At 74.8% G+C, this 23,798-nt stretch carries 22 protein-coding genes; 17 read left to right on the forward strand and 5 right to left on the reverse strand.

Annotated features, from left to right (window positions below; translation table 11 throughout):
• The first annotated feature begins 52 nt into the window (after nt 1-52).
• Complete coding sequence (gene aspS, locus NFX44_RS13355; protein ID WP_262283839.1) at nt 53-1,858, forward strand: aspartate--tRNA ligase; 1,806 nt, start codon at nt 53-55, stop codon at nt 1,856-1,858.
• Nucleotides 1,859-2,015: 157 nt separating this feature from the next.
• Here the strand turns inward: aspS and NFX44_RS13360 are convergent, their stop codons facing one another.
• A complete protein-coding gene (locus tag NFX44_RS13360) occupies nt 2,016-2,612 on the reverse strand; it encodes a TetR/AcrR family transcriptional regulator (protein ID WP_262283840.1) in 597 nt (198 codons plus the stop codon).
• Between the two features lie 214 nt (nt 2,613-2,826).
• Between NFX44_RS13360 and NFX44_RS13365 the strand changes: the two genes are divergently transcribed.
• Entirely contained in the window at nt 2,827-3,384 is a 558-nt protein-coding gene (locus tag NFX44_RS13365; RefSeq protein WP_262283841.1) for a hypothetical protein, read from the forward strand.
• A 78-nt stretch (nt 3,385-3,462) separates the two neighbouring features.
• On the opposite strand, the gene NFX44_RS13370 is transcribed toward NFX44_RS13365, so the two are convergent.
• Nucleotides 3,463-4,698: a low temperature requirement protein A gene (locus NFX44_RS13370; protein ID WP_262283842.1), complete on the reverse strand. Its 1,236-nt coding sequence runs from the start codon at nt 4,696-4,698 to the stop codon at nt 3,463-3,465.
• Between the two features lie 155 nt (nt 4,699-4,853).
• On the opposite strand from NFX44_RS13370, the gene NFX44_RS13375 reads away from it, so the two are divergent.
• The 3 genes from NFX44_RS13375 to NFX44_RS13385 all read left to right on the forward strand — a co-directional run bounded on the left by NFX44_RS13375 (nt 4,854) and on the right by NFX44_RS13385 (nt 7,699).
• On the forward strand, nt 4,854-5,663 hold the full coding sequence (locus NFX44_RS13375) for a sugar nucleotide-binding protein (protein WP_262283843.1): 810 nt from the start codon (nt 4,854-4,856) through the stop codon (nt 5,661-5,663).
• A 69-nt stretch (nt 5,664-5,732) separates the two neighbouring features.
• Nucleotides 5,733-6,326: a helix-turn-helix domain-containing protein gene (locus NFX44_RS13380; RefSeq protein WP_262283844.1), complete on the forward strand. Its 594-nt coding sequence runs from the start codon at nt 5,733-5,735 to the stop codon at nt 6,324-6,326.
• The gene (locus NFX44_RS13385) at nt 6,323-7,699 is read left to right on the forward strand and encodes an MFS transporter (RefSeq protein ID WP_262283845.1); all 1,377 of its coding nucleotides are present in this window, start codon (nt 6,323-6,325) and stop codon (nt 7,697-7,699) included. Before NFX44_RS13380 ends, NFX44_RS13385 begins: the two co-directional genes overlap by 4 nt.
• A 148-nt stretch (nt 7,700-7,847) precedes the next feature.
• Here the strand turns inward: NFX44_RS13385 and NFX44_RS13390 are convergent, their stop codons facing one another.
• A complete protein-coding gene (locus NFX44_RS13390; RefSeq protein ID WP_262283846.1) occupies nt 7,848-8,588 on the reverse strand; it encodes a GNAT family N-acetyltransferase in 741 nt (246 codons plus the stop codon).
• A gap of 26 nt (nt 8,589-8,614) precedes the next feature.
• On the opposite strand from NFX44_RS13390, the gene NFX44_RS13395 reads away from it, so the two are divergent.
• The 12 genes from NFX44_RS13395 to NFX44_RS13450 all read left to right on the forward strand — a co-directional run bounded on the left by NFX44_RS13395 (nt 8,615) and on the right by NFX44_RS13450 (nt 22,453).
• Nucleotides 8,615-9,169, forward strand: a complete 555-nt coding sequence (locus NFX44_RS13395) for a GNAT family N-acetyltransferase (protein ID WP_262283847.1) — start codon at nt 8,615-8,617, stop codon at nt 9,167-9,169.
• A 109-nt stretch (nt 9,170-9,278) separates the two neighbouring features.
• Entirely contained in the window at nt 9,279-9,491 is a 213-nt protein-coding gene (locus NFX44_RS13400) for a hypothetical protein (protein WP_091309808.1), read from the forward strand.
• A gap of 73 nt (nt 9,492-9,564) precedes the next feature.
• Complete coding sequence (locus tag NFX44_RS13405; protein ID WP_262283848.1) at nt 9,565-11,055, forward strand: replication-associated recombination protein A; 1,491 nt, start codon at nt 9,565-9,567, stop codon at nt 11,053-11,055.
• 2,801 nt (nt 11,056-13,856) lie between these two features.
• A complete protein-coding gene (locus NFX44_RS13410) occupies nt 13,857-14,474 on the forward strand; it encodes a hypothetical protein (protein ID WP_262283939.1) in 618 nt (205 codons plus the stop codon).
• 152 nt (nt 14,475-14,626) lie between these two features.
• Nucleotides 14,627-15,088, forward strand: coding sequence for a DUF948 domain-containing protein (locus NFX44_RS13415; protein WP_091321699.1), 462 nt, complete (start codon nt 14,627-14,629; stop codon nt 15,086-15,088).
• Nucleotides 15,089-15,119: 31 nt separating this feature from the next.
• Nucleotides 15,120-15,425, forward strand: a complete 306-nt coding sequence (locus tag NFX44_RS13420) for a DUF6167 family protein (protein WP_262283849.1) — start codon at nt 15,120-15,122, stop codon at nt 15,423-15,425.
• Nucleotides 15,422-18,100: an alanine--tRNA ligase gene (gene alaS / locus NFX44_RS13425; protein WP_262283850.1), complete on the forward strand. Its 2,679-nt coding sequence runs from the start codon at nt 15,422-15,424 to the stop codon at nt 18,098-18,100. Before NFX44_RS13420 ends, alaS begins: the two co-directional genes overlap by 4 nt.
• 74 nt (nt 18,101-18,174) lie before the next feature.
• Complete coding sequence (gene ruvX, locus NFX44_RS13430; RefSeq protein WP_262283851.1) at nt 18,175-18,636, forward strand: Holliday junction resolvase RuvX; 462 nt, start codon at nt 18,175-18,177, stop codon at nt 18,634-18,636.
• Nucleotides 18,633-19,853, forward strand: coding sequence for an endolytic transglycosylase MltG (mltG, locus tag NFX44_RS13435; RefSeq protein WP_262283852.1), 1,221 nt, complete (start codon nt 18,633-18,635; stop codon nt 19,851-19,853). Before ruvX ends, mltG begins: the two co-directional genes overlap by 4 nt.
• Nucleotides 19,853-20,668, forward strand: a complete 816-nt coding sequence (locus tag NFX44_RS13440; protein ID WP_262283853.1) for a shikimate dehydrogenase — start codon at nt 19,853-19,855, stop codon at nt 20,666-20,668. The genes mltG and NFX44_RS13440 overlap by 1 nt, the downstream gene beginning before the upstream one ends.
• 100 nt (nt 20,669-20,768) lie before the next feature.
• Nucleotides 20,769-21,947 carry a chorismate synthase gene (aroC, locus tag NFX44_RS13445; protein WP_262283854.1) on the forward strand — a complete coding sequence of 393 codons (1,179 nt, stop codon included), beginning with the start codon at nt 20,769-20,771 and terminating at the stop codon, nt 21,945-21,947.
• Nucleotides 21,944-22,453 carry a shikimate kinase gene (locus tag NFX44_RS13450; protein WP_262283855.1) on the forward strand — a complete coding sequence of 170 codons (510 nt, stop codon included), beginning with the start codon at nt 21,944-21,946 and terminating at the stop codon, nt 22,451-22,453. The genes aroC and NFX44_RS13450 overlap by 4 nt, the downstream gene beginning before the upstream one ends.
• Here NFX44_RS13450 and NFX44_RS13455 read toward each other — a convergent pair.
• Together NFX44_RS13455 and NFX44_RS13460 are read right to left on the reverse strand one after the other, a co-directional pair.
• On the reverse strand, nt 22,443-23,216 hold the full coding sequence (locus NFX44_RS13455) for a cytochrome c oxidase assembly protein (RefSeq protein WP_262283856.1): 774 nt from the start codon (nt 23,214-23,216) through the stop codon (nt 22,443-22,445). The genes NFX44_RS13450 and NFX44_RS13455 overlap by 11 nt on opposite strands.
• Nucleotides 23,213-23,737, reverse strand: coding sequence for a DUF2243 domain-containing protein (locus NFX44_RS13460; RefSeq protein ID WP_262283857.1), 525 nt, complete (start codon nt 23,735-23,737; stop codon nt 23,213-23,215). Before NFX44_RS13460 ends, NFX44_RS13455 begins: the two co-directional genes overlap by 4 nt.
• Nucleotides 23,738-23,798 lie beyond the last annotated feature (61 nt).

Here is a 23,798-nt window from a genome sequence, read left to right on the forward strand (position 1 = left end):
GCCCTGACAGAATGCGGGGAGCAGACGTGGACCAGATGAGGAGACGCAAGCCGTGATCCGTACCCACAACGCCGGAAGCCTGCGCGCGGCGGACGCCGGCTCGACGGTGACGCTCGCCGGCTGGGTGGCCCGCCGGCGCGACCACGGCGGTGTCATCTTCGTCGACCTGCGCGACGCCTCCGGTGTCGTCCAGGTGGTCTTCCGCGAGGAGGACGCGCACGCGCTGCGCAACGAGTTCTGCGTGAAGGTGACCGGCGAGGTGACCCGCCGCCCCGAGGGCAACGAGAACCCCGACCTGCCGACCGGCGAGGTCGAGGTGACCGCCACCGCGCTGGAGGTGCTCTCGGAGGCCGCGCCGCTGCCCCTTCCGGTCGACGACCAGATCGAGGCCGGCGACGACATCCGGCTCAAGTACCGCTACCTCGACCTGCGCCGCGGCGGCCCGGCGAAGGCCATGCGGCTGCGCTCGCGCGCCAACCAGCTCGCCCGCTCGGTGCTGCACGAGCGGGACTTCCTGGAGATCGAGACCCCGACGCTGACCCGCTCCACCCCGGAGGGCGCCCGCGACTTCCTGGTCCCGGTCCGGCTCCAGCCGGGCAGCTGGTACGCGCTGCCGCAGTCGCCGCAGCTGTTCAAGCAGCTGCTCATGGTCGGCGGCATGGAGCGCTACTACCAGATCGCCCGCTGCTACCGCGACGAGGACTTCCGGGCCGACCGGCAGCCCGAGTTCACCCAGCTCGACATCGAGATGTCCTTCGTCACCGAGGACGACGTGATCGACCTGGGCGAGGCGATCGTCGCCAAGCTCTGGTCCGACCTGGCCGGCTACGAGATCCCCCGGCCGATCCCGCGGATCACCTGGCACGACGCCATGTCCCGCTACGGTTCGGACAAGCCGGACCTGCGCTACGGCGTCGAGCTGACCGAGCTGACCGACTACCTGCGCGGCACCGAGTTCCGGGTCTTCGCCGGCGCGATCGACGCGGGCGGCTACGTCGGCGCCGTCGTCATGCCGGGCGGCGCGAGCCAGACCCGCAAGGAGCTGGACGGCTGGCAGGACTGGGCCAAGGCGCGCGGCGCGCGGGGCCTCGCGTACGTGGTGCTCGACGCGGAGACCGGCGAGGCGCGCGGCCCGGTGGCCAAGAACCTCTCCGAGGCGCACCTGGCCGGCCTGGCCGACGCGGTCGGCGCGAAGCCCGGCGACGCCGTCTTCTTCGCCGCCGGCACCGACGCCCGGGAGGCGCAGGAGCTGCTCGGCGCCGCCCGGATCGAGATCGCCAAGCGGGCCAAGCTGGTCGACGAGAGCGCCTGGGCGTTCTGCTGGGTGGTCGACGCGCCGATGTTCGAGAAGACCGACGAGGGCGGCTGGACGGCCGTGCACCACCCGTTCACGTCGCCGAACGCCGAGTGGGTGGACCGGTTCGAGGAGGCACCGGACCGGGCGCTGGCCTACGCGTACGACATCGTGTGCAACGGCAACGAGATCGGCGGCGGCTCGATCCGTATCCACCGGGGAGACGTGCAGCAGCGCGTCTTCGACCTGCTCGGCATCACCGCCGAGGAGGCGCAGGACAAGTTCGGCTTCCTGCTGGAGGCGTTCAAGTACGGCGCTCCGCCGCACGGCGGCATCGCCTTCGGCTGGGACCGGGTGTGCATGCTGCTGGCCGGCGCGGACTCGATCCGCGAGGTCATCGCCTTCCCGAAGACCCGCGGCGGCTTCGATCCGCTGACCGGCGCGCCCACGCCGATCACCGGCCAGCAGCGCGCCGAGGCCGGGATCGACGCCAAGCCGAAGGCGCCGACCGGCCCGCACGCCGGCACCGCCGGCCCGGCCGCACCGGTGGCCGACCCGACCTGATCCGCCGCTCCTCGCCGTCGATCATGAGGTTGGCCCGGGACCGCTCCGGCGTGTCGCGGCCGCTGGCCTCATGATCGACGCGTACGAGGGGTGGGTGGAATGACGCAGCGACGCGCTCAGGTGCTGCGCAGTCGAGGGGCGGTGAGCGCCCGGTAGCTCAGGATGGCCGGCGTGCGGCGTGGGTCCGGACGAGTCCCTCGACGCCGTGGAGGAAGGTCTCGGAGATCAGCGCAGGGTCGAAGAGGCAGCCGGCCGCCATGGCACCGTCGCGGAGCATCACGAAATGCCGCGCGGCGGACTCGGCGTCGCTCTCCTGGATGCTCGCCAGCAGGGTGTTGACCGTGTCGAGGAACCACTGCCGATGCGCGAGGACGGCTTGGTGCACGGGATGGTCGGGGTCGGGATACTCCGCAACGGCGTTCAGGAAGGCGCAGCCGCGGAAGCCGGGGGACCGGATGTCCCGGGCGATCGACTCCGCAACGGCCCGGAGGGCGTCGGGCGCCGGCAGGGCGGCGGCGAAGGCCGTGTCCACCTGGTCGCGGATGGCTTGGTCGGCCGCCTGCAGGTAAGCGAGGACGAGGTCCTCCTTGCCGGGGAAGTGCCGATAGAACGTGGCCCGGGTCACCTTCGCCTCGGCGATGATCAGGTCCACGCCGACCGAGTGGATCCCCTCCGCGTAGAAAATCCTGGTCGCGGTGGTGAGGAGCCGCTGTCGCGCCTCGGACGGCCGGACGCCGGTTTCGCTACGCGCCATGAGCCCCAGCTTAACGGACAGAACGTTCGGTCCCGGTGTTCCGACCACCGGGTCCGACCGCTGCGGACAGGTGGATAGAACGTTCGGTCTTGACGGGGCGGAGCGCGGCCCGTTACCTTGACGATCAGACAGAACGTTCGTTCTACAGGGCGGCGTTCCGGCCGGGTGCCCCTGCTGGTCGCGGTCCCCCTCAGCAGCCTCGAAAAGGATGGCCATGACCACCGTTGCCTCCCCCGGCATCTCGACGACCGCGTCCGCCCTGCGGCGGCTGTACTTCGTCCGCTTCGCCTTCGCCATCGTCTGGGCCGGCGTGGCGTTTGCGATCGCCGGAAACCTCACCTCTCTCGCCGTCACGCTCTTCGTGATCTACCCGCTGTTCGACGCGGCCGCCGCCGTCATCGACGCCCGCGCGTCGCGCGCCACCGCATCACCCACCCTGCTGTACGTGAACATCGCGGTCAGCCTGCTCGCCGCGATCGGCCTGGCCGTCGCCGGCACGTCCGGTATTCCGGCGATGCTCCAGGTGTGGGGTGCCTGGGCGATCGTGGCCGGGCTGGTGCAGCTGATCGTGGGTGTGACCCGCCGCAACATGGGCGGCCAGTGGCCGATGATCATCAGCGGTGGCCTCTCCGTGCTCGCCGGCGGATCGTTCGTCGCGGCCGCCGCCGCGGACGACCCGGCGCTCACCAACGCGATCGGCTACGCCATCCCCGGCGCCATCTTCTTCCTCATCTCGGCCGTCCGCCTCGGCCGCGCCGCGAAGGCGTACTGACCTGCAGAACACGACCTACGACTGGTCGTCATCGGCTCGGGACCGCGTCGCCGAGATGTCGCCGCTGATGGCGTCCGGTCACGCCTCGGAGTCGCGATCGCCGGATGCCTCCCGCGCGATCGGCGCGGCGGAAGACTCCAGCGGCCCTTCCCGGGTCCGCAGCGCGTCGAGTAGCGCGACCAGGGCCAGCACTCCGGCCACCACGCTCAGCCCGACCATCGGTGCCCAGCGGGCCAACGCCGGCGTGAACAGCAGCAGGGCCACCAGGCCGATCACCCGGGATCGGGATACCCGGCCGAAGATCTCGTACTCCAGCAGCGTACGGGCGACGAGGAAGAGCACCGGACCGCCTACCACGAACAGGAGCCAACCGGGCCGCGGCGGCCCGTACGGATGATCGATCACCAGCTCGTAGCCGACCGCGGTGACGAGCACGCCGAGCACGATCAGCAGATGCATCCGTTCCGACACGGTGCCCAGCCGGCCGGGCATACCCGCCCGACCCAACGCCTCGGTCAGCAGCAGACCGGCACGGTGGAAGTAGATCCGCCAGAGCAGCGCGCTGGTGGCGAACGCGACCCCGAAGGCCGCTGCCCGCACCGAGGAGTAGTGCGTGCCGCCGAAAGCCGTGCTGATCACCAAGATCGTCTCACCGAGCGCGACGAGGAACATCTGCTGGTGGCGGTCGGCAAGATGCGTCCCGGCGATCCGCCAGCGGTGCACCGCGGCGGCCCCGAGCCGCGGCAGCGGCCAGCCCAGGGCCCAGGCGAGGTAGTCGACAGCGAGGGCGGCAGCCCACAGCGGCAGGCGAAGTGGTTCGGGGCCCCACGCGCCGACCAGCCAGAGCGGCGCGCTCGCCGCAGCCCACGCGGCGAGCCGGAGCGGCACCAGACGTCGCGGATGGCCATGCAGCGCGGCGGCGATGACCAGCGGCCGCACCACCATCACCAGCAGGCACGCGGCCGCGAACGGCAGCGCTCGCTCCTCCATCGCGCGTGGCAGTGACACCGCCATGACCAGGCCGGCGAGCATGGTGCCGACCACGACGGCCTGGATGATCGACCGCTCCGGTTCGTAGCGACTGGTGATCCAGGTGGTGTGTGACCAGATCAGCCAGAGCGCCAGGAAGAGCAGCAGGGTACGACCGAGCCCCGCGACGAGCGCCCAGCCGGTGTCATCGCTCAGGTCGACGAACCGTTGCGTGACCCGGGTGAGGGCCACAACGAAGGCCAGGTCGAAGAAGAGCTCCAGGAACGTGGCGCGACCCGAGCTCAAGGGAGGGCGCAGCAGGCCGGCACCGCGTCCCGCCGCCATCGTCCGCCTCCGTCCACCCTTCGTCGCACCAACGAGCGAGCCGCCGCAGACGTCGCGTCAGCCTGGCCGCCCCCGGTGGCCGACCCGACCTGATCCTGAGTCGACGAAAGGCCGGCGTCATGATGGCGCGGGCCTTTCGACGTCTGGAGGACGGGATGAATCTGCTCGTGGTGGGGGCCAGCGGCCTCCTGGGCGCCGAGGTGTGCCGGCAGGCCGTCACGGCCGGGCACCGGGTGACCGGCACGTACCACTCGGCCGCCGTCGCGGTGCCGGGCGTCGCGCCGCGACGGCTCGACGTCACCGACCGCGCCGCGGTCCGCGCGCTGCTGACCGAGGTACGCCCCGACGCCGTCGTGGCCACCCCCTACCGGTACGACGACTGGCGGGTCACCGCCGACGGGGCCGCCCACATCGCGTGCGCCGCCGCCGAGGTGGGGGCGCGGCTCGTGCACCTGTCCAGCGACGCGCTGCACGCCGGCCGGCCGACGCCGTATCTGGACGACGACGTGCCCACGCCGGTGCACCCGTACGGGGCGGCGAAGGCGGCCGCCGAGACGGCGGTGCGGGCGGTCGATCCGGGGGCGGTGCTGGTGCGGACCTCGCTGATCGTGGGGGAGGGGAGCAAGCAGATCCAGCTCTGCCGGGACGCCCTGGCCGGGCGGGCCGTGCTCTTCACCGACGAGGCCCGCTGCCCGGTGCACGTGGCCGACCTGGCCGCGGCGGTGCTGGAACTGGTGCCCTCCGACGTGGCGGGCCCGCTCAACGTGGCCGGTCCGGAGGCGGTCAGCCGTGCCGAGATGGGGCTGCTCGTGGCCCGGCACGAGGGCCTCGACCCGGGCGGTCTGAAGACGGCCACCATCGCCGAGTCGGGCCTGCACCGCCCCGCCCAGGTCCGCCTCGACTCGTCGCGGGCGGCCGGCCTGCTGCGTACCCGGCTGCGCGGCATCACCGAGGTGCTGGCCTGATTCCCCTCTTGCACAGTTTCTGTGCACAACTCTTGTGCACGGAAACTATGCACAGATATTGTGCATGGCATGGAGAACGAGAGGTCGCGTCCGGAGCCGCGCGAGGTGCGGCTGGACCACCGACAGGTGCGGGTGCTGGCCCACCCGCTGCGGATGCGCCTGGTCGGCGCCCTGCGGGTGAAGGGCCCGGCCACCGCCACGACGCTGGCCGAGCTGCTCGGCACCAACACCGGGGCCACCAGCTACCACCTGCGCCAGCTCGCCGAGGTGGGGCTGGTCGTGGAGGACCCGGACCGGGGGACCGGCCGGCAACGCTGGTGGCAGGCCGCGCACGACGTCACCAACTGGGAGCCCACCGACTTCGACGACGATCCCGACGCCCGCGCGGCGATCGACTGGATCCAGGGCGACCAGGTGCGCCTCCTGGCCCAGCACGCGGAGCAGTGGTTCGCCACCCAGCAGGAGTGGGCGCCGGAGTGGCGGGACGCCTTCGGCATGAGCGACATCTTCATGACGATCCCGACCGCCCGACTGGAGGAGATCAAGGCCGAGGTCTGGGCGCTGCTCGAACGCCACCGGGCCGAGGCCGACCCGGCCGAGCCCGGCGCCCAGCCGGTCCAGATCTTCCTGGCCGCCTACCCGATGCCGAAGGAGTTCCGGTGACCGCCCTCTCCGTACGCCAGGTCCGGTTCCGCTATCTCACGCTCTACGGGCTGCGCTGGCTGCCCACCGGCCTGCTCACCCCGGTGATGATCCTGTTGATGCAGGAGCGCGGCCTGTCGCTGTCCCAGATCGGCCTCGTGGCCACCGCGCAGGGCCTGGTCGTGCTGGCGCTGGAGCTGCCCACCGGTGGCCTCGCCGACGCGCTCGGCCGCAAGCCGGTGCTGCTCGTCGCCTGGGCGGTCTGCCTGGTCTCGCTGGTGCTCTTCGTCGTCGCCGACTCGTTCTGGATGTTCTTCCTGGTCTGGGCGCTGCAGGGGATCTACCGGGCGCTCGACAGCGGCCCCCTGGAGTCCTGGTACGTCGACGCCACCCTGGCCGCCGACCCGAAGGCCGAGTACGAGCGCGGCCTGGGCTGGGCCGGCACCGTGATCGGCGTGGCCATCGGCGCCGGCGCGCTGCTCGGCGGCGGCCTGGTCGCGCTCGGCCCGGTCGGCCCGGTCAGCGCGCTGGCCCTGCCCGTGCTGGTGGCCATCGCCCTCCAGGCGCTCGCGCTTGTCGCGCTCACCGTCCTGCTGGTCGAGCACCGTCCGGCCCAGGGTGCCGCCGCGGTGCGGGCCTCAGTGGCCGAGGCGCCCCGGATGGTCGGCCAGGCGCTCGGCCTGCTGGGCCGCAACCGGGTGCTGCTCGCCCTGGTCGCCGTCGAGCTGTTCTGGGGCTTCGGCATGGTCACCTTCGAGTCCCTGCTCCCGGTGCGCCTCGCCGAGGTGATGGGCGACAGCGACCGGGCCGCCGCGCTGCTCGGCCCGGCCAGCTCGGCGGCCTGGCTGGCCAACGCGGCCGGCGCCGCCCTGACCCCGCTGATGCTGCGCCGGCTGGGCGCCGCGCCCGCCGCGGCGCTCATGCGGGTGCTCCAGGGCGTCACCGTGGTCGGGATGGGCCTGCTCGCGGGCCCGATCGGGGTGCTCATCGCCTACCTGGCCTGCTACACCGTGCACGGCGCGTCGAACCCGCTGCACATGGGGCTGCTGCACCGGCAGGTCGACGGGCCGTTCCGGACCAGCGTGCTCTCGCTGAACTCGATGATGGGCCAGCCGGCCGGCGCGCTCGGCGCGGTGGTGCTGACCGCCCTGGCCGACGCCACCAGCATCACCGTCGCCATGCTGGTCGGCGCGGTGGTGCTCGCCGTGGCCGCCCCGCTCTACCTGCCGGCCTGGCGGGCGGGGTGCCGGACGGCGGCGGCGGAGCCCGCCGCGGGCGAGCAGCGGCCCGGTGACTCAGCCTCCGGGCCGGGCCACCCCGGCCCGGCACTCGACCCCGCCGGCCCGGTCGACCCGGTCCCGGCCACCGCCTCGGCGCCCGCCCGGTCGCACTGAGCGTCCCGTGCCCGACCCCGCCGCTCCGGCCCGGCCTCGCCAGGTCGGCGAGGTGGCGGGGTCGGGGCGGTGGGTGGGCCGCCGGCTCGGCGAGGCGGCCGGGCCAGGCGAACGGGGAAGCCGGCGGGAGGTGGTAGTGGTGGGTGGATCAGCCCAGGTGGACCGAGGTACGCGGCTCGGTGCCGGTGTAGCCGAGCCGGCGGTAGAGCCGGATCGCCCCGACGTTCGCGGTGTAGACGCCGAGCGCCACCTGGTCGTACCGGGCCAGCAGGGCGCGGGTCATCCCGGCGGTGAGCGCCGCGCCGAGCCCGCGGCCCCGGCGGTCGGGCGCCACGGTCAACCCGGCCAGGAAACCGATGTCGCCCCGGCTGCGGTCGGCGCCGCAGGCCACCAGGCGGTCGCCGTCGCGGATGCCGTACCAGTCGACGATCCGCGGGTCGCCCGGGCGGGACGTCGTGCTGGGGAACGCCTCGTCGATCAGCGCGGCCAGCGCGGGGTGGTCGGCCTCGGTGAGACGGGCGACCCGCTCCTGCTCCGGCTGCTCCGGTGGCGCGGTGGTGGTCCAGAGGAAGTCCCACTCGTCGAGGCGCGCCACCGTGAACCGGTCGGCCACCTCCGCCGGGTTGGTCCGGGGCAGGTGCAGCCACTGGCCGGTGTGCAGCGTCCCGTCCGCCACCAGGCCCGCGAAGACGTCCAGCGCCGGCCCGGCCGCACCGAGCGCGCCGCCGGCCGGCCCCTGCCCCGGCGGCAGCAGCCAGCCGACCGCGCCGTCCCGCCGCCAGCCCCGCGCCTCCCGGTCGCGCCAGAGCGCGTGCCGGGCGTACGGGTGGTGACCGGTGGCGGCGAGCAGGGTGTCCCGGCCCAGCAGGACCTGGTCGGCAGCGATCATGCGGCCAGCCTACGAGAGGAGAACTCGTGACCCCCATCCACTCCGTACGGGCTGTGCGCCTGACCGGGCCGGGCTTCGTGCTGCGGGAATGGGCCGACGACGACGTGCCCGCGCTGCACGCGCTGCTGACCGAGCCGCGGGTGCTGGACCGGGTGCTGGACGAGCGGGCGCCCACCCCGGACGAGGTGCACGACGCCGTGTCCACCTGGCATGAGGAGGCGGGCGGCGAGCCGCGGCCGGCGTACCGGCTGGCCGCCGTCGACGGCGACCGCCTGCTCGGGCTGGGCACCCTCACCGTGGAAAGCGTGCCGCACCGGCGCGGCGAGATCGGCTACGTGGTGCACCCCGACCACTGGGGCCGCGGGCTCGGCACCGCGATCGCCGGGCTCCTGCTCGACCTGGCGTTCGGGCCGGTGGGGCTGCACCGCGTGGAGGCGACGACCCGGCCGGACCACGTCGCCTCGCGGCGGGTGCTGGAGAAGGCCGGCCTGCGGTGCGAGGGCATCAGCCGGGACCACCTGCTGGTCCGGGGCTCCTGGTGGGACTCCGTCCGGTACGCGATCCTCGCCACCGACCGCTGACCGGAAACACCTGCCCCCGGCAGGGGCGTTCCACGGTGGAGATTGACGAACAGACCGATTGGGTACATCCGTCGCCGACCTACTGGGACCCCCCACCGGAGGAACGACCATGCTCGCCATTCTCGCGGCCATCGTGTTCGGCTTCGCCCTGTTGATCGACTTCCTGAACACGAACTTCGGCGCGCCCGACCTGTTCAACACCCACACCCTCATGCTCATCGGCTTCCTGCTGCTCTCCCTCTACCTGGCCGGGGTCGGGTCCGGCCCGCGCGGCGGTGGCGGCGGCCGCTGGTACCGGGGCCGGCGTCCGGGTCGCGGCTGACCGGAAACGACCATCCCGGCCGGGCGGCGGCGCGATTCCAGCGTCGTCGGCCCGGCCCGGTACTGTTCTCGTGATGGAATCCGACGCCCTCTTCACCCTCGGCGAACCCGCCGGAGCGCCCAGCGCCCCCGCGGGTTCCGGCGGCGTCGACGGGTTCACCGCCGCCGCGGCGGATTCGCCGCTGCCCGTCCGGATGCGGCCGGCCAGCATCGACGAGCTGGTCGGTCAGGACCACCTGCTCGCGCCCGGCGCCCCCCTACGCCAACTCGTCGAGGCCGCGGCACCGATGTCGGTGATCCTCTGGGGGCCGCCCGGCAGCGGCAAGACCACGATCGCGCACCTGGTGGCCCGGGCCACCGACCGCCGCTTCGTCGCCATGTCGGCGCTGACCGCCGGGGTGAAGGACGTCCGCGCGGTCATCGAGACCGCCCGCCGGCAGCGCCGCGCCGGGGGCCCGCCGACCGTGCTCTTCATCGACGAGGTGCACCGGTTCAGCAAGACGCAGCAGGACTCGCTGCTCGCCGCCGTCGAGGACCGCACGGTCACGCTGCTCGCGGCGACCACCGAGAACCCGTACTTCTCGGTCATCTCGCCGCTGCTGTCCCGCTGCGTGCTGCTGACCCTCCAGCCCCTCGACGACGACGCCGTCCGCGGCCTGCTGCGCCGCGCGGTCGCCGACCAGCGCGGGCTGGGCGGCGCCCTCACGCTGGCGACCGACGCCGAGGACCACCTCGTCCGCCTCGCCGGCGGCGACGTCCGCAAGGCGCTCACCGCCCTGGAGGCGGCGGCGGCCACCGCGACGGCCCGCGGCGTGGAGCGGATCGACCTCGCCGTCGCCGAGCAGGCGGTCGACGTGGCGGCCGTCCGCTACGACCGCGACGGCGACGCCCACTACGACGTGACCAGCGCGTTCATCAAGAGCATGCGCGGCTCGGACGTGGACGCCGCGCTGCACTGGCTGGCCCGGATGCTGGTGGCCGGCGAGGACGCCCGGTTCATCGCCCGGCGCATGGTGATCTTCGCCAGCGAGGACGTCGGCATGGCCGACCCCACGGCGCTGACCGTCGCGACCGCCGCCGCGCACGCCGTCGAATACGTCGGCCTGCCCGAGGCCCAGCTCAACCTGGCCCAGGCGGTCATCCACCTGGCCACCGCCCCGAAGTCCAACTCGGCCACCACCGCCATCGGCGCGGCCATCGCCGACGTGCGCGCCGGTCGCGGCGGGGCCGTGCCGCGCGGGCTGCGCGACTCCCACTACGCCGGCGCCCGGGGCCTCGGCCACGGGGCCGGCTACCGCTACCCGCACGACGACCAGCGCGGCGTGGTCACCCAGCAGTACGTTCCGGACGACCTCGTCGGGACCGACTACTACCAACCCAGCGGGCACGGCGCGGAGCGGGCGGTGGCCACCCGGCTGCCGTTGCTGCGCCGGATCGTGCGCGGCCTGCCCGCGCCGCCGGCACGGGTCGAGGCGGCGGTGAGCGGTGGCCGCCCGGCGGACGCCGCGCGGGCCGACGGCGCGAACGAGGGCGGCAGCGACGCCGTGGGGGAGGGTCAGCAGTGATGGCGCGTGGTCCGGAGCAGCCGGCGGACGGCCCCGACGAGCGGCGGGACCCGCGTGCCAAGGGCCGCCGGTGGGGGCGGGGCAAGGCCGACGCCGAGCCCGCCGAGGCGGCCGCCGGCGAGGAGTTCGGCTGGATCGACGACCTGCGGACGGCCAAGCAGCAGCGCAGTGACCTGGGCCCGGACGGGGAGGCGCCCGGCGCCGTGCCGCCCGCGCGGGGCGGGCTGCCGCCCGCCGCTCCGGGGCCCCGGCCCGGTCCGGCCGCGCCGGAACCGCCCGGGGCCGCCCGCCCGGGCGCGGTGCCGCCGCCCCCGGCCGCCCGACCCGGGCCGGAGACCCCAGCCGCCCGCCGTGGCCCCGAGGCCCGCCCGGCGGGCCCCGCCATGCCACCCGCCCGCCCCGGCGGCCCCGAGGCCCGCCCGGCCCCCGCCATGCCACCCGCCCGCCCCGGCGGCCCCGATCCGGCGGCGCCCCGCCCCCCCGTCGACGGTCCCTGGCCCGGCGCACCGGACCCGGCCCGGCGCCCCGCCGCGCCCACCCGTGGCCCCGGCGAACCGTCCCGCCCGCCCCGCCGGAGCCCGGACGGGCCGACCGGTCAGCAGCCGCCGGCTCCCGGTCGGATGAGCGGCCCGCCCGGCCCGCGCGTCGCGCCCCCCGCCGGCCCGGTTCCCGGTCGCGCCGGTCAGGGCGCCGGTTCCGCCCCCGACCGCGGTCACGGTGGCCCGAATCCCGGCCCCGCCTGGCCCGGCCCCGACGGCGCCCGGAACGCGGTTCCGCCCACGCCGCGCGGCCGGCACGGCGCCGAGGCGCCCGCCGGCCCGGCCGGCGGCCCCCGGCCGGGCGGCGTCGACCCGGCGGTCGGGCCCGCCCCCGGCGGCGGCCGGCGGGCCCTGCCCGACGGCGCCGACCCCGGCGTCCGCCCGGTCTCCGGGGCCGGTCGCCGGCCGGCCTCCGAGGGCGGCGCATCCGGCCGTCGCGGTGCACCCGACCTCGCTCCCGGCGTCCCCCCGGTCACCGGCGGTCACCGGCGGGCCGTGCCCGACGGCGCTCCGCCCGCCACCGGCCGGCGCGCCCCCGCGGGCCCGGCCGACCCCACGGTCCAGCCCGTCTCCGGTGCCGGCCGGCGCGCCCCCGCGGGCCCGGTCGACCCCACGGTCCAGCCCGTCTCCGGTGCCGGCCGGCGGGCCGCCGTGGATCCCGGCCGCACCGGCGTGCCCTCGGCGCGCGCCGCCGCGCCCGGCGTCGGCCGGCCCACCGACCCGGTGACCGGCGGGCCGCAGCCGGGCGAGCCCGAGCCGCGTCGTGGTCGCGCCCCGCAACGCCCCGAGCCGTCCAACGCCGGCGTGCCCACCGTGGACGGTGGCGCCGGTCGGAGCGCTGGCCGTCGTCGCGCGGGGGAGCCGGACCACCCGATGGTGCCGCGCACCGGAAACGCCCCGCAGGTGCCCGGCGCCGGTCCCGACGTCGAGCGTCGGCCGGACGGAGCCGCACCGACCCCGCGCCGCACCACGGCCGGCGCCGCACCCGGCCCCCGGCCCGGTGCCGACGTCCCACCGACCGGCCGGCGAGCCGGTGCCGTCCCGGCGTCCGCGCCCGGCGGCCGTGCGGCTCCCGACAGCCCGGCGACCGCGTCCGGCCACCGTGCCCCCGACGACGCCCCGCCCGCGTCCGGCCGCCGCGCCGCCGCCGACGGGCCGGGTGGACCCGGTGCCACCGGCGGCGGTCCGGCCCCGCGCCGCGCGGCCCACGACGCCGCCGACGAGCCGCGCCCGCAGCGTCCCGACCGTCCCGCCGACTGGCTGCGCCAGGCCGGCCGCACCTCGCACAGCGACCCCGCCATGCCGGCGGTCCGCCGCCCCGGCGGGCCCCCGGTGGACGAGCCGGCCGCCACCCGGCGCGGTGGCCCGACCGCCCCCGACCGTGGCGCGACCGGCCGCGTCGGCGCGGCGGTGCCGCCCCTGAAGCCCGACCAGGCCGGCCCCACCCGGGGCCCGGCCCGGCCCGCCGGCCCGGCCGCTCCCGGCGACGGTGCCCGTGGCGCCGCCCGGCCGGACAGCGACGGCACCGGCGGCCTGCCGCCCGGTGGCCCCCGGCCCGGCGGGCGCCCGCCCGCCGACGATCCGGCCCGCACGGGCGGTTTCCCCGCCGGCGGTGATCCGGCCCGCACGGGCGGTTTCCCGGCCGGCGGTGATCCGGCCCGGTCCGGCGGTGTGCCGGTCGGCGGACGAGGCCGGGGTGGCGATCCCGGCCGCACCGGCGGTGTCCCCGCCGGTGGTGACCCGGCGCGCACCGGCGGCCTGCCGACCGGCGACCGTCCCGGCGGGCGCGGTCCGGCCGGCGACCCGTCCCGTACCGGTGGCTTCGCGGCCGGCGACGCACGCGGTCCCGCCAGGGGCGCGGCCCGCCCGGACGGCGGAGTCCCGGCCGGCGAGCCGCGCGCCGCGGCCGGTGGCCCCCCGGTGGCCCGGGCGGCCGCCTCGGTGGCCCGCCCCGCGGGGCCGGACGAGCGGCCGGCCGGCCGGGCGAACCCGCTCGCGCCGGAGCCCACCCGGCCCGGAACGGGTGGCCCGGGCGCCGTACCGCAGGGGCCCGGCGCGCCGGCGGTGGCACGGGCGGCCGCGGTCGTACCCCCCGGGGAGCCGGCGGTGGCGCGGGCCGCCGCGGTCGTGCACCCGGCGGAGGCGCGGCCGGGCCCGGAGGACGGCGCCGGACCGGCGCTGCGCCGGGCCGAGACCGCGCCGGGGGACGCCGACGACTCGGCGGGCGGCCTGCGGGGCGCCCGCTCGGAGCTACGCCGGCAGATGCGCGAGCGGCGGCGGCTGCGGATGGGCATCCTCGCCCTGGTCAGCGTGGTGCTGCTCGGCGCGTTGCCGCTCTTCTTCGGGCTGCGCACGCTGAGCCACGACCCGGTCTTCGACACCCTCGACGCGTTGAGCGTGCCGTCCTGGGCGGCGACGAAGACGGTGGACAACGTCAGCGGCAGCCGCTGGTGCCTCCAGGACTGCCGGCTGCGGGAACGCACCGTCGAGTCGCAGAAGGCCTGGAAGGAGACCGCGCAGGCCTACGAGGCGGCGCTGTCCCAGGACGGCTGGCAGCGGTGGAAGGTGGACCGCTGCCCGGAGCAGAAGGTCAAGGGCAGCTACACCTGCTGGCGCCGGGACGAACTGACCCTCGACCTCTGGGTGCGCGAGCCCACCTGCGTGCCGCCAGCCGTGGCGGGCGAGCCGGCGCCGTCTCCGGTGCCCGCGCCCGCAGCGGGGGAGTGCACCGGCTCGTTGGTGTCGGTGAAGGTGCGCAACGCGATCGACGACGAGCGGACCGGGCCGCAGCCGACCACCGATCCGTCACTCACCGGCGAGGACCCGTACCCGACCCTCACCGACGACCCGCTCGGTGAGCCGGCACCCTCACCGTCGTGAGCCGGTTTCCATCACGGACGGTAGGGTCTGGGGCTGGCGGGGCCCGTCCGCCCCGTTGACCGGTCACGGGTCGGCGTGCGACGGACCGGCCAGGTACGGTCGCGCGTCCCGGGGCGTCGGGTCCCGGGACACTGCTTGAGGAGGACATGGGCGTGAGTGGTGGAGAGATCGCTGCGCTGATCGCGGCCGGCGCGTTCCTGATGCTGGTGCTCGTGCTGGCGGTGCCCATCCTGCGGCTGCGGCACACCGTCGACGCGACGACCCGCATGATCGCCGACCTGAACGACCGCACGGCGCCGCTGCTCGGTGACGTGAACACCACCGTGAAGAACGTCAACACGGCCCTGGAGCAGGTGCAGACCTCCCTCGACGGGGTCAACCTGCAGCTGGCCAAGGTGGACACCATGACCACCCACGCGCAGAACGTCACCGCGAACGTCGCGAACCTGGCCGCCGTGGTCTCCGCCGCCGCCGCGAACCCGCTGGTCAAGGTCGCCGCGTTCGGCTACGGCGTACGCAAGGCCGCCGCCGCGCGCCGGCACGCCGAGACCGAGCGCGAGGTGCGCGACACCATCAAGCAGCAGCGCCGGGCCGCCAGGCGCGGCAACCGCTGACCCGGCCGGCGAACAGCGGGAGGATGAGAGCATGAGGCGGTTGTTCTGGCTGGGCATCGGCCTGGCCGTGGGCGTGCTGGTGGTCCGCAAGGCCACCCGGACCGCGCAGGCGTACACGCCGGCGGGGATCGCCAGCGGGCTGTCCGAGTCGGCCGGCGGTCTCGTCGAGTCGGTCCGCAGCTTCGTGGACGACGTCCGGGCCGGGATGGCCGAGCGCGAGCAGGAGATTCACGAGGCCTTCGCCCGCGGCGAGGCGTACGACGACGAGTTCGCCGAGCTGCGGGAGGACCCGCGGATCGGTGACCGAGAGATTTTCCCGGAGGAGCACCAGCGATGAAGACGGCGGAGATCAAGCGGCGGTACCTCGCCCACTTCGAGGCCAACGGCCACGCCGTGGTGCCGTCCGCTCCGCTGCCCGCCATCAGCGACCCGAACCTGCTGTTCGTCAACGCCGGCATGGTGCAGTTCGTCCCCTACTTCCTGGGCCAGCAGACCCCGCCGTACCGGCGTGCGGTCAGCGTGCAGAAGTGCATCCGGACGCCGGACATCGACGAGGTCGGCAAGACCAGCCGGCACGGCACGTTCTTCCAGATGAACGGCAACTTCTCCTTCGGCGACTACTTCAAGGACGGCGCCATCCCGCTGGCCTGGGACCTGGTCACCAAGCCGGTCGAGGCGGGCGGCTTCGGGCTGGACCCGGAGCGGATCTGGCCGACGGTCTACCTGGACGACGACGAGGCGTTCCAGCTCTGGCGGTCGGTCGGCGTGCCCGCCGAGCGGATCGTCCGCCGGGGCAAGGCGGACAACTTCTGGTCGATGGGCATCCCCGGCCCGTGCGGCCCGTGCTCGGAGCTGTTCTACGACCGCGGCCCGGAGTACGGCCGCGAGGGCGGCCCGGCGGTCGACGAGGACCGCTACATGGAGTTCTGGAACCTCGTCTTCATGCAGTTCGAGCGGGGGCCGGGCACCGGCAAGGAGGACTACCCGATCCTCGGTGAGCTGCCGGCGAAGAACATCGACACGGGCATGGGCCTGGAGCGGATGGCCTCCATCCTCCAGGGCGTCGACAACCTCTACGAGATCGACGAGGTCCGGCCGATCCTGGCCCGGGCCGCCGAGCTGACCGGCAAGCGTTACGGCGCGCACTCCGGCCACGTGGCCAGCGAGTCGCACCCGGACGACGTGCGGCTGCGGGTGATTGCCGACCACGTGCGCACGGCGCTCATGCTGATCGGCGACGGGGTGACCCCGTCGAACGAGGGCCGCGGCTACGTGCTGCGCCGGATCATGCGCCGGGCCATCCGCGCGGTCCGCCTCCTCGGTTACCAGGACCGGGCGCTGCCCGAGCTGCTGCCGGTGGCCCGGGACTGCATGGCCCCGTCCTACCCGGAGCTGGCCGAGGACTTCGGCCGGATCTCCCAGTACGCGTACGCCGAGGAGGACGCCTTCCTCGCCACCCTGCGGGCGGGCACCACGATCCTGGACACCGCCATCGCGGAGACCAAGTCGGCCGGGCAGGCGTCGATCTCCGGTGACAAGGCGTTCCAGCTGCACGACACGTACGGCTTCCCGATCGACCTGACGCTGGAGATCGCGGCGGAGCAGGGCCTCCAGGTCGACGCGGAGGGCTTCCGCCGGCTGATGGCCGACCAGCGCAGCCGGGCCAAGGCCGACGCGCAGGCGCGCAAGACCGGGCACACCGACGTGTCGGCGTACCGGTCGGTGCTCGACGGCGGCGGGGCGGTGGAGTTCACCGGCTACACCGAGCTGACCCGGGAGTCCCGGGTGCGGGCGCTGCTGGCCGGCGGCGCCCAGGTGGCCGCGGCGGTCGAGGGCGACACGATCGAGCTGGTGCTCGACACCACGCCGTTCTACGCGGAGGGCGGCGGCCAGCAGCCCGACCAGGGCCTGATCACGGTCGGCGGCGGCCAGCTCGAGGTCTTCGACGTGCAGCAGCCGGTGCCGGGGTTGATCGTGCACCGGGCCAAGGTGCTCCGCGGTGAGGTGCGCGCCGGCGAGACCGGCTACGCCGAGATCGACGTGTCCCGGCGGCGGGCCATCTCCCGTTCGCACACGGCCACCCACCTGGTGCACCAGACCATGCGCAACTTCCTCGGCGAGTCGGCCACCCAGGCGGGTTCGCTGAATGCGCCGGGCCGGCTGCGGTTCGACTTCAACACCCCGACGGGGGTGGCGCCGAGCGTGCTGCACGACGTGGAGCAGCAGGTCAACGAGGTGCTCCTGGCCGACCTGGAGGTGCACGCCTTCATCACCAGCCAGGAGGAGGCGCGCCGGATCGGCGCCATGGCGCTGTTCGGCGAGAAGTACGGCGAGCGGGTCCGGGTCGTCGAGGTCGGCGACTACGCCCGAGAGCTGTGCGGGGGCACGCACGTGGCCCGCTCGGCCCAGCTGGGCCTCGTCAAGATCCTCTCCGAGGCGTCGGTGGGTTCCGGGGTGCGCCGGATCGAGGCGCTGGTCGGCATGGACGCCTTCGGCTTCCTGGCCCGCGAGCACCTGCTGGTGTCCCGGCTCGCCGAGCTGTTCCGGGTGCCGGGTGACCAGGTCGCCGACCGGGTGGAGCAGACCGTCACGCAGCTCCGCGACGCGGAGAAGGAGCTGGAGAAGCTCCGCGCCCAGCTAGTGCTCGGCGGGGCCGCGGCTCTGGCGGCGCAGGCGAAGGACGTCCGCGGCGTCGCGTACGTCGGCACCGAGGCGCCCGAGGGCGCGGCCGGCAACGACGTGCGGACCCTGGCCCAGGAGATCCGGGGCCGGATCGACCCGGTCCGCCCGGCCGTGGTGGCGGTGGCGGCCCGGGCGAACGGCAAGGCGTCCCTGGTGGTGGCCGTGAACCAGGCCGCGCGCGGCCGGGGCCTGACCGCGAAGGACCTGGTGAAGGCGGCCTTCTCGGGTCGCGGCGGTGGCAGCGACGACCTCGCTCAGGGCGGCGGCCTGCCCGCCGCGGAGGCGCCGAACCTGCTGGCCACCGTGGAGAAGGCGATCGCCGACGTCTGATGTGCGCACCGATGGAAGCCAGGGCGGGCCGCCGGGTCCGCCCTGGCCCGTACCGGAGGGGAAGTGTCCGGTAGATGGCTGAACTGTCCCGTGGTGTCCGGCTCGGCGTCGACGTCGGCCAGGTCCGGGTCGGGGTGGCTCGTTCCGATCCGCACGGCGTCCTGGCCACCCCGCTGGTCACCCTGGCCCGCGATCTGACGACCGGCCCGGACGCGGTGCCCACCGACATCGCCGAGCTGGTCCGGCTGGCCGCGGAGCACGAGGCGGTCGAGATCGTCGTCGGCCTGCCGGTCAACCTCGCCGGAAAGCATGGTCCCGCGGCGGCGAACGTCTCAGCGTACGCTGCCCGGTTGGCCGATGTAATGGGGTCGATTCCGGTGACGCTGACGGACGAGAGGATGTCGACCGTGGTCGCGAGTCGTAGGCTGGCCGAACGGGGCGTCCGGGGAAAGCGCCAACGGGCGGTGGTCGACCAGGCCGCCGCGGTGGAGATTCTGCAGAGCTGGCTGGACGCGCAGCGGAGGCGGACGCAATGATCGACGATCTTGATCTGGGGTTCGACGAGGCGGAGAGGGGGGAGAAGGGCCGGCACCGGCGCAGCGCCGTGCGCAAGCGCAACGGTGGTTCGGGTGGCGGCCGGGGCAAGACCATCTTCGCCCTGCTGATGGCGATCGTGCTGCTGGGCGGCATCGGCGGCGGCGCGTACGTAGGCTTCGACCGGATCCGCAACCACTTCGTCACCCCGGACTACGACGGGCCGGGCACGGGCGAGGTGCTGATCGAGGTGAAGGCCGGCGACACCCTCACCGACATGGGGATCACCCTCTACGACGCCGGCGTGGTGAAGAGCACCAAGGCGTTCATCGAGGCCGCCGACGCGAACTCGCGCAGCAAGAACATCCAGGTCGGCCGCTACAAGGTCCGCAAGCAGATGAAGGCCGCGGACGTGATCACGCTGATGCTCGACCCGAAGAGCCGGGTGGTCAACGGGGTGACCATCCCCGAGGGCACGATCAGCGTGAACATCTACCAGATCCTCTCCAAGCAGACCAAGATCCCGGTCAAGGACTTCCAGACCGCCGCGAAGGACCCGGTCAAGCTGGGCGTGCCCGCCTTCTGGTTCAACCGGGAAGACGGCAAGAAGGGCCCGAAGAGCATCGAGGGCTTCCTCTACCCGTCCACCTACGAGATCCCGCCGAAGGCGACCGCCGAGCAGATCCTGTCGATGATGGTGGACCAGTTCCTGACCGTGGCCCAGCAGCTCGACTTCGTCGACCGGGCGCAGAAGGAGCGGAAGATCTCGCCGTACGAGGCGCTGATCACCGCCTCGATCGCCGAGGCCGAGTCGGTCAACGCGGTGGACCTGCCGAAGGTCTCCCGGGTGATCTACAACCGGGTCTACGCCGGCAAGATCGGCTGCAAGTGCCTCGGCATCGACAGCGGCATCAACTACTACTTCCGCCTGCAGGGCAAGGACCCGAAGGACTCCGACGACCTGCTGCAGAGCGAGATCAACGACCTGAAGAACCCGTACAACACGCACAACGTCGCCGGCCTGCCGATCACCCCGATCAGCAACCCGGGTGAGGCCGCGCTCAAGGGCGCCCTGGAGCCGCCGCCCGGCGACTGGATCTTCTTCATGACGGTGGACCAGAAGGGCACCATGGGCTACGGCTCGAACGACGCCGACTTCCGCAAGCTGCAGCGGCAGATGTGCGACAACAAGGTGCTCACCGGGGAGAACTGCACCTGATGAAGGCCGCCGTGGTCGGCCGGCCGATCGCCCACTCGCTCTCCCCGGTGATCCACAACGCCGGGTACGCGGCGGCCGGGCTGACCGGGTGGTCGTACACCCGGATCGAGTGCGCGGCCGACGAGCTGGCCGGCCTGGTCGCGGGCCTCGGCCCGGAGTGGGCCGGCCTGTCGGTCACCATGCCGGGCAAGGAGGCGGCGCTCGCGGTGGCCGACGAGGCCTCGCCGATCGCCGCCGCGGTCGGCGCCGCCAACACGTTGGTACGCCGGCCGGACGGCACCTGGTACGCCGACAACACCGACGTCGCGGGCATGGTCGACGTGCTCACCGGCGCCGGCTGCGCGGCCGGTGCCACGGTCACCGTGCTGGGCGCGGGCGGCACCGCCCGGGCGGCCATCGCGGCGGCGGCCCGGATCGGCGCGGCCGAGGTGACAGTGGTGGCGCGGCGGCCGGAGGCGGTGCGGGAGCTGGGCTCGACGGCCGAGGCGGTCGGCGTTCCGCTGGCCGGCGCGCCCTGGGACGGCGCCCCGGCGCACGCCCGGGCCGACCTCGTGGTCTCCACGGTGCCGAAGGGCGTGGCCGACCCGCTCGCGGACAACTTCGACTGGCGGCCCGGGACGGTCTTCTTCGACGTGGTCTACGACCCGTGGCCCACACCGCTCGCCGCGGCGGCGGTCGCCGCCGGCTGCCGGGTGGTCTCCGGGCTGGACCTGTTGCTGGCCCAGGCGGTCGGCCAGTTCGAGCAGTTCACCGGCGTGTCCGCGCCCCGCGACGCGATGCGCGCCGCGCTGGCCGGGGCCCGCGCGGAGGCCTGACCGCGCGGTCACCGCCCGCCGGGCGGACGGCCGCGTCCGCAGGGCGGGACGCGGCGGGCGGGACGATCCGCTGGACACCGGGCGTGACAGACTGACCGCTGTGTTGCGCTGGCTGACTGCAGGTGAATCGCACGGACCCGCCCTCGTCGCGCTGCTGGAGGGGGTGCCCGCCGGCATCGAGGTGACCACCGCGGAAATCTCCGGCGAGCTGGCCCGGCGCCGGCTCGGCTACGGCCGGGGCGCCCGGATGTCCTTCGAGCAGGACGAGGTCGAGGTCATCGGCGGGCTCCGGCACGGCGTGACGCTCGGCAGCCCGGTGGCCATCCGGGTGGGCAACTCGGAGTGGCCGAAGTGGCGCACCGTGATGGCCGCCGACCCGGTCGACGCGGAGGAGCTGGCCGGGCAGGCCCGCAACCTCCCGCTCACCCGCCCCCGCCCCGGCCACGCCGACCTGGCCGGCATGCAGAAGTACGGCCACACCGACGCCCGGCCGATCCTGGAGCGGGCCAGCGCCCGGGAGACCGCCGCTCGGGTCGCCGTGGGCACGATCGCCAAGGCCCTGGTGCAGCAGGCCCTCGGCGTCGAGATCGTCTCCCACGTGGTGGAGCTCGGTCCGATCGGCGTCAAGCCCGGCCTGCGCCCGACCCCGTCCGACGCCGCCCGGATCGACGCCGACCCGCTGCGCTGCCTCGACCCGGAGGCGAGCGCCCGGATGGTCGCCGAGGTCGACGCCGCCAAGAAGGCGGCCGACACGCTCGGCGGCGTGGTCGAGGTGCTGGCGTACGGGGTGCCACCGGGCCTGGGCAGCCACGTGCAGTGGGACCGCAAGCTCGACGCCCGGCTGGCCACCGCGCTGATGTCGATCCAGGCCATCAAGGGCGTGGAGATCGGCGACGGTTGGACGCAGGCGCGCTCGCGCGGCTCCGAGGCGCACGACGAGATCCTGCCGACCGCCACCGGGGTGCGCCGGGTGACCGACCGGGCCGGCGGGCTGGAGGGCGGCATCACCACCGGCGAGCCGCTGCGGGTGAAGGCGGCCATGAAGCCGATCTCCTCGCTGAACCGGGCGCTGTCCACGGTCGACGTGCTCACCGGCGAGCCGGCCACCGCCATCAACCAGCGCTCGGACGTGTGCGCGGTGCCGGCCGCGGCCGTGGTGGCCGAGGCCATGGTGGCCCTGGTGCTGGCGGAGGCGGCCGTGGAGAAGTTCGGCGGCGACTCGGTCGCCGAGATGCGCCGCAACCTGTCCGGTTACCTCGACGCCCTGGTCATCAAGTGAGCACCCGGCCGGTCTGCGTGCTGGTCGGGGCGCCCGGCTCCGGCAAGACCACGGTGGGGCGCGCGCTCGCGGCGGCGCTCGGCGTCGGGTTCCGGGACACCGACGGCGACATCGAGCAGCTCGCCGGCAAGCCGATCCCGGAGATCTTCGTGGACGAGGGGGAGGAGCACTTCCGTACCCTCGAACGGGCCGCGGTGGCGGCGGGACTGGCCTCACACGCGGGCGTGCTCGCCCTCGGCGGCGGCGCGGTCCTGGCCGAGGAGAACCGCGCCGCGCTGGTCGGGCACACCGTGGTGCACCTGTCGGTGGAGCTGTCCGACGCCGTGAAGCGGATCGGCCTGGGGGCCGGCCGGCCGCTGCTGGCGCTGAACCCGCGCGCCACCCTCCGGCACCTCATGGAGCAGCGCCGCCCGCTCTACGCCGAGGTGGCCACCGCGACGGTGCTGACCGACGGGCGTACCCCGGAGGAGATCGCGACCGAGATCGCGGCCCTGCTCAAGCCCTGACCGCCACGGGCCGGGGCGCCCGCTCCGGCCGCCAGGTGACCAGCAGGGCGAGGGCCAGCAGGATCTCGGCCAGGTCGCCGCCGTAGTACATGACCGTCGCGCCGGCCCGCAGCTCGTCCCCGGTCGCCGGCACGTCCACGAGCAGCCCGGCGTAGAGGAGCTGGGCGAGCACGGCGTGCGCCGCCACGCCCAACCCGAGCACGACCAGCCGGACCGGGACCCGGGGCCGGTGCGGGCCGGGATCCGGCCCGGCGATCGACCAGGTGAACAGGTAGCCGCTGAGCACGAAGTGCAGCAGCACCAGCCCGTGCAGCGCCGGGTGGGTCAGGGTGGCCCGGTACAGCGGGGTGAGGTACAGCAGCCAGAGCCCGCCCGCGGTGAGCAGCAGCCCGGTCACCGGGTGGGCGAGCACCTGGAGGGCCGGGTGGCGCAGCAGCCGCAGCGCCGCGCGACCGGCCCGCCGGTCCACCGTCCGCAGGGCCAGCGTGCCGGGTGCGCCGAGCACCAGGGCCAGCGGCGCCAGCATGCCGAGCACCAGGTGCTGCGCCATGTGCCCGGGCAGGTCGGCGGCGGTGAGCAGCAGGCCGGCGGCGAGCAGCGCCGCGCCGAGGCCGAAGCTCGCCGTCCGCCGGTGGTCCCACCCGGGCCGGCCCGGGTCCCGCTGCCGCAGGGCCGCCGCCAGGTAGACCCAGAACAGGACCGGGGGTACGAGCGCGGCGGCCGGGAAGCCGCCGGCGGCGTGCCCGGCGTGGGCGAGGCTCACCGCGGCTCCGGCCCGCAGAGGTCGACGGTCGAGGCGCGCCGCTGCACCGCCCAGCCGATCACGACGAGGACCACACCGAGGGCCAGGAAGCCGAGGTCCCACCAGAGCTGGTGCGGGCCACCGCGCACGTGGTGGATGCCGAGGATCTGATGGTCGACGATCCCTTCGACCAGGTTGAACAGGCCCCAGCCGACCAGGGCCCAGCCCCACAGCGCGGGGGAGCGCCACAGCCGCCCGCGGGACCGGGTGACCCGGGCGTAGAGCAGGGCCAGGCCGGTCAGCACCGCCACCCAGGTGGCCGTGTGGAACAGCCCGTCCCAGAGCGTGTTCATCCTGAGCCCGGCCACGGTGTCCACCGGGTAGTACCTGACCCCGATCCGGTCGGTGTTCGTGCTGCTCAGCATGTGGTGCCACTGGAGCACCTGGTGGAGCAGGATGCCGTCGACGAAGCCGCCGAGGCCCACGCCGAGGATCGTCGCCGGCACCCGGATGTCCGCGCCGTCGATGGTTGGTCGGGTCATGCCTGCACCTCCGCCGTCGGGGGTCTCGTCCCCCCGTTACTGCCCGCTCCTGTCCGGTCAA

Source organism: Micromonospora sp. MA102 (assembly GCF_025460765.1).
GTDB classification, from domain to species: Bacteria; Actinomycetota; Actinomycetes; order Mycobacteriales; family Micromonosporaceae; genus Micromonospora; species Micromonospora halotolerans.

What these genes read in the sequence shown, in the direction of transcription:
- ruvX (WP_262283851.1), top strand. Translation starts at nt 18,175, where the DNA reads ATGGCTGAACTGTCCCGTGGTGTCCGGCTCGGCGTCGACGTCGGCCAG.
- NFX44_RS13420 (WP_262283849.1), top strand. Translation starts at nt 15,120, where the DNA reads ATGAGGCGGTTGTTCTGGCTGGGCATCGGCCTGGCCGTGGGCGTGCTG.
- NFX44_RS13365 (WP_262283841.1), top strand. Translation starts at nt 2,827, where the DNA reads ATGACCACCGTTGCCTCCCCCGGCATCTCGACGACCGCGTCCGCCCTG.
- NFX44_RS13405 (WP_262283848.1), top strand. Translation starts at nt 9,565, where the DNA reads ATGGAATCCGACGCCCTCTTCACCCTCGGCGAACCCGCCGGAGCGCCC.
- NFX44_RS13460 (WP_262283857.1), bottom strand. Translation starts at nt 23,737, where the DNA reads ATGACCCGACCAACCATCGACGGCGCGGACATCCGGGTGCCGGCGACG.
- NFX44_RS13440 (WP_262283853.1), top strand. Translation starts at nt 19,853, where the DNA reads ATGAAGGCCGCCGTGGTCGGCCGGCCGATCGCCCACTCGCTCTCCCCG.
- NFX44_RS13380 (WP_262283844.1), top strand. Translation starts at nt 5,733, where the DNA reads ATGGAGAACGAGAGGTCGCGTCCGGAGCCGCGCGAGGTGCGGCTGGAC.
- NFX44_RS13390 (WP_262283846.1), bottom strand. Translation starts at nt 8,588, where the DNA reads ATGATCGCTGCCGACCAGGTCCTGCTGGGCCGGGACACCCTGCTCGCC.
- NFX44_RS13410 (WP_262283939.1), top strand. Translation starts at nt 13,857, where the DNA reads ATGCGCGAGCGGCGGCGGCTGCGGATGGGCATCCTCGCCCTGGTCAGC.
- NFX44_RS13370 (WP_262283842.1), bottom strand. Translation starts at nt 4,698, where the DNA reads ATGGCGGCGGGACGCGGTGCCGGCCTGCTGCGCCCTCCCTTGAGCTCG.
- NFX44_RS13400 (WP_091309808.1), top strand. Translation starts at nt 9,279, where the DNA reads ATGCTCGCCATTCTCGCGGCCATCGTGTTCGGCTTCGCCCTGTTGATC.
- alaS (WP_262283850.1), top strand. Translation starts at nt 15,422, where the DNA reads ATGAAGACGGCGGAGATCAAGCGGCGGTACCTCGCCCACTTCGAGGCC.
- NFX44_RS13375 (WP_262283843.1), top strand. Translation starts at nt 4,854, where the DNA reads ATGAATCTGCTCGTGGTGGGGGCCAGCGGCCTCCTGGGCGCCGAGGTG.
- mltG (WP_262283852.1), top strand. Translation starts at nt 18,633, where the DNA reads ATGATCGACGATCTTGATCTGGGGTTCGACGAGGCGGAGAGGGGGGAG.
- NFX44_RS13360 (WP_262283840.1), bottom strand. Translation starts at nt 2,612, where the DNA reads ATGGCGCGTAGCGAAACCGGCGTCCGGCCGTCCGAGGCGCGACAGCGG.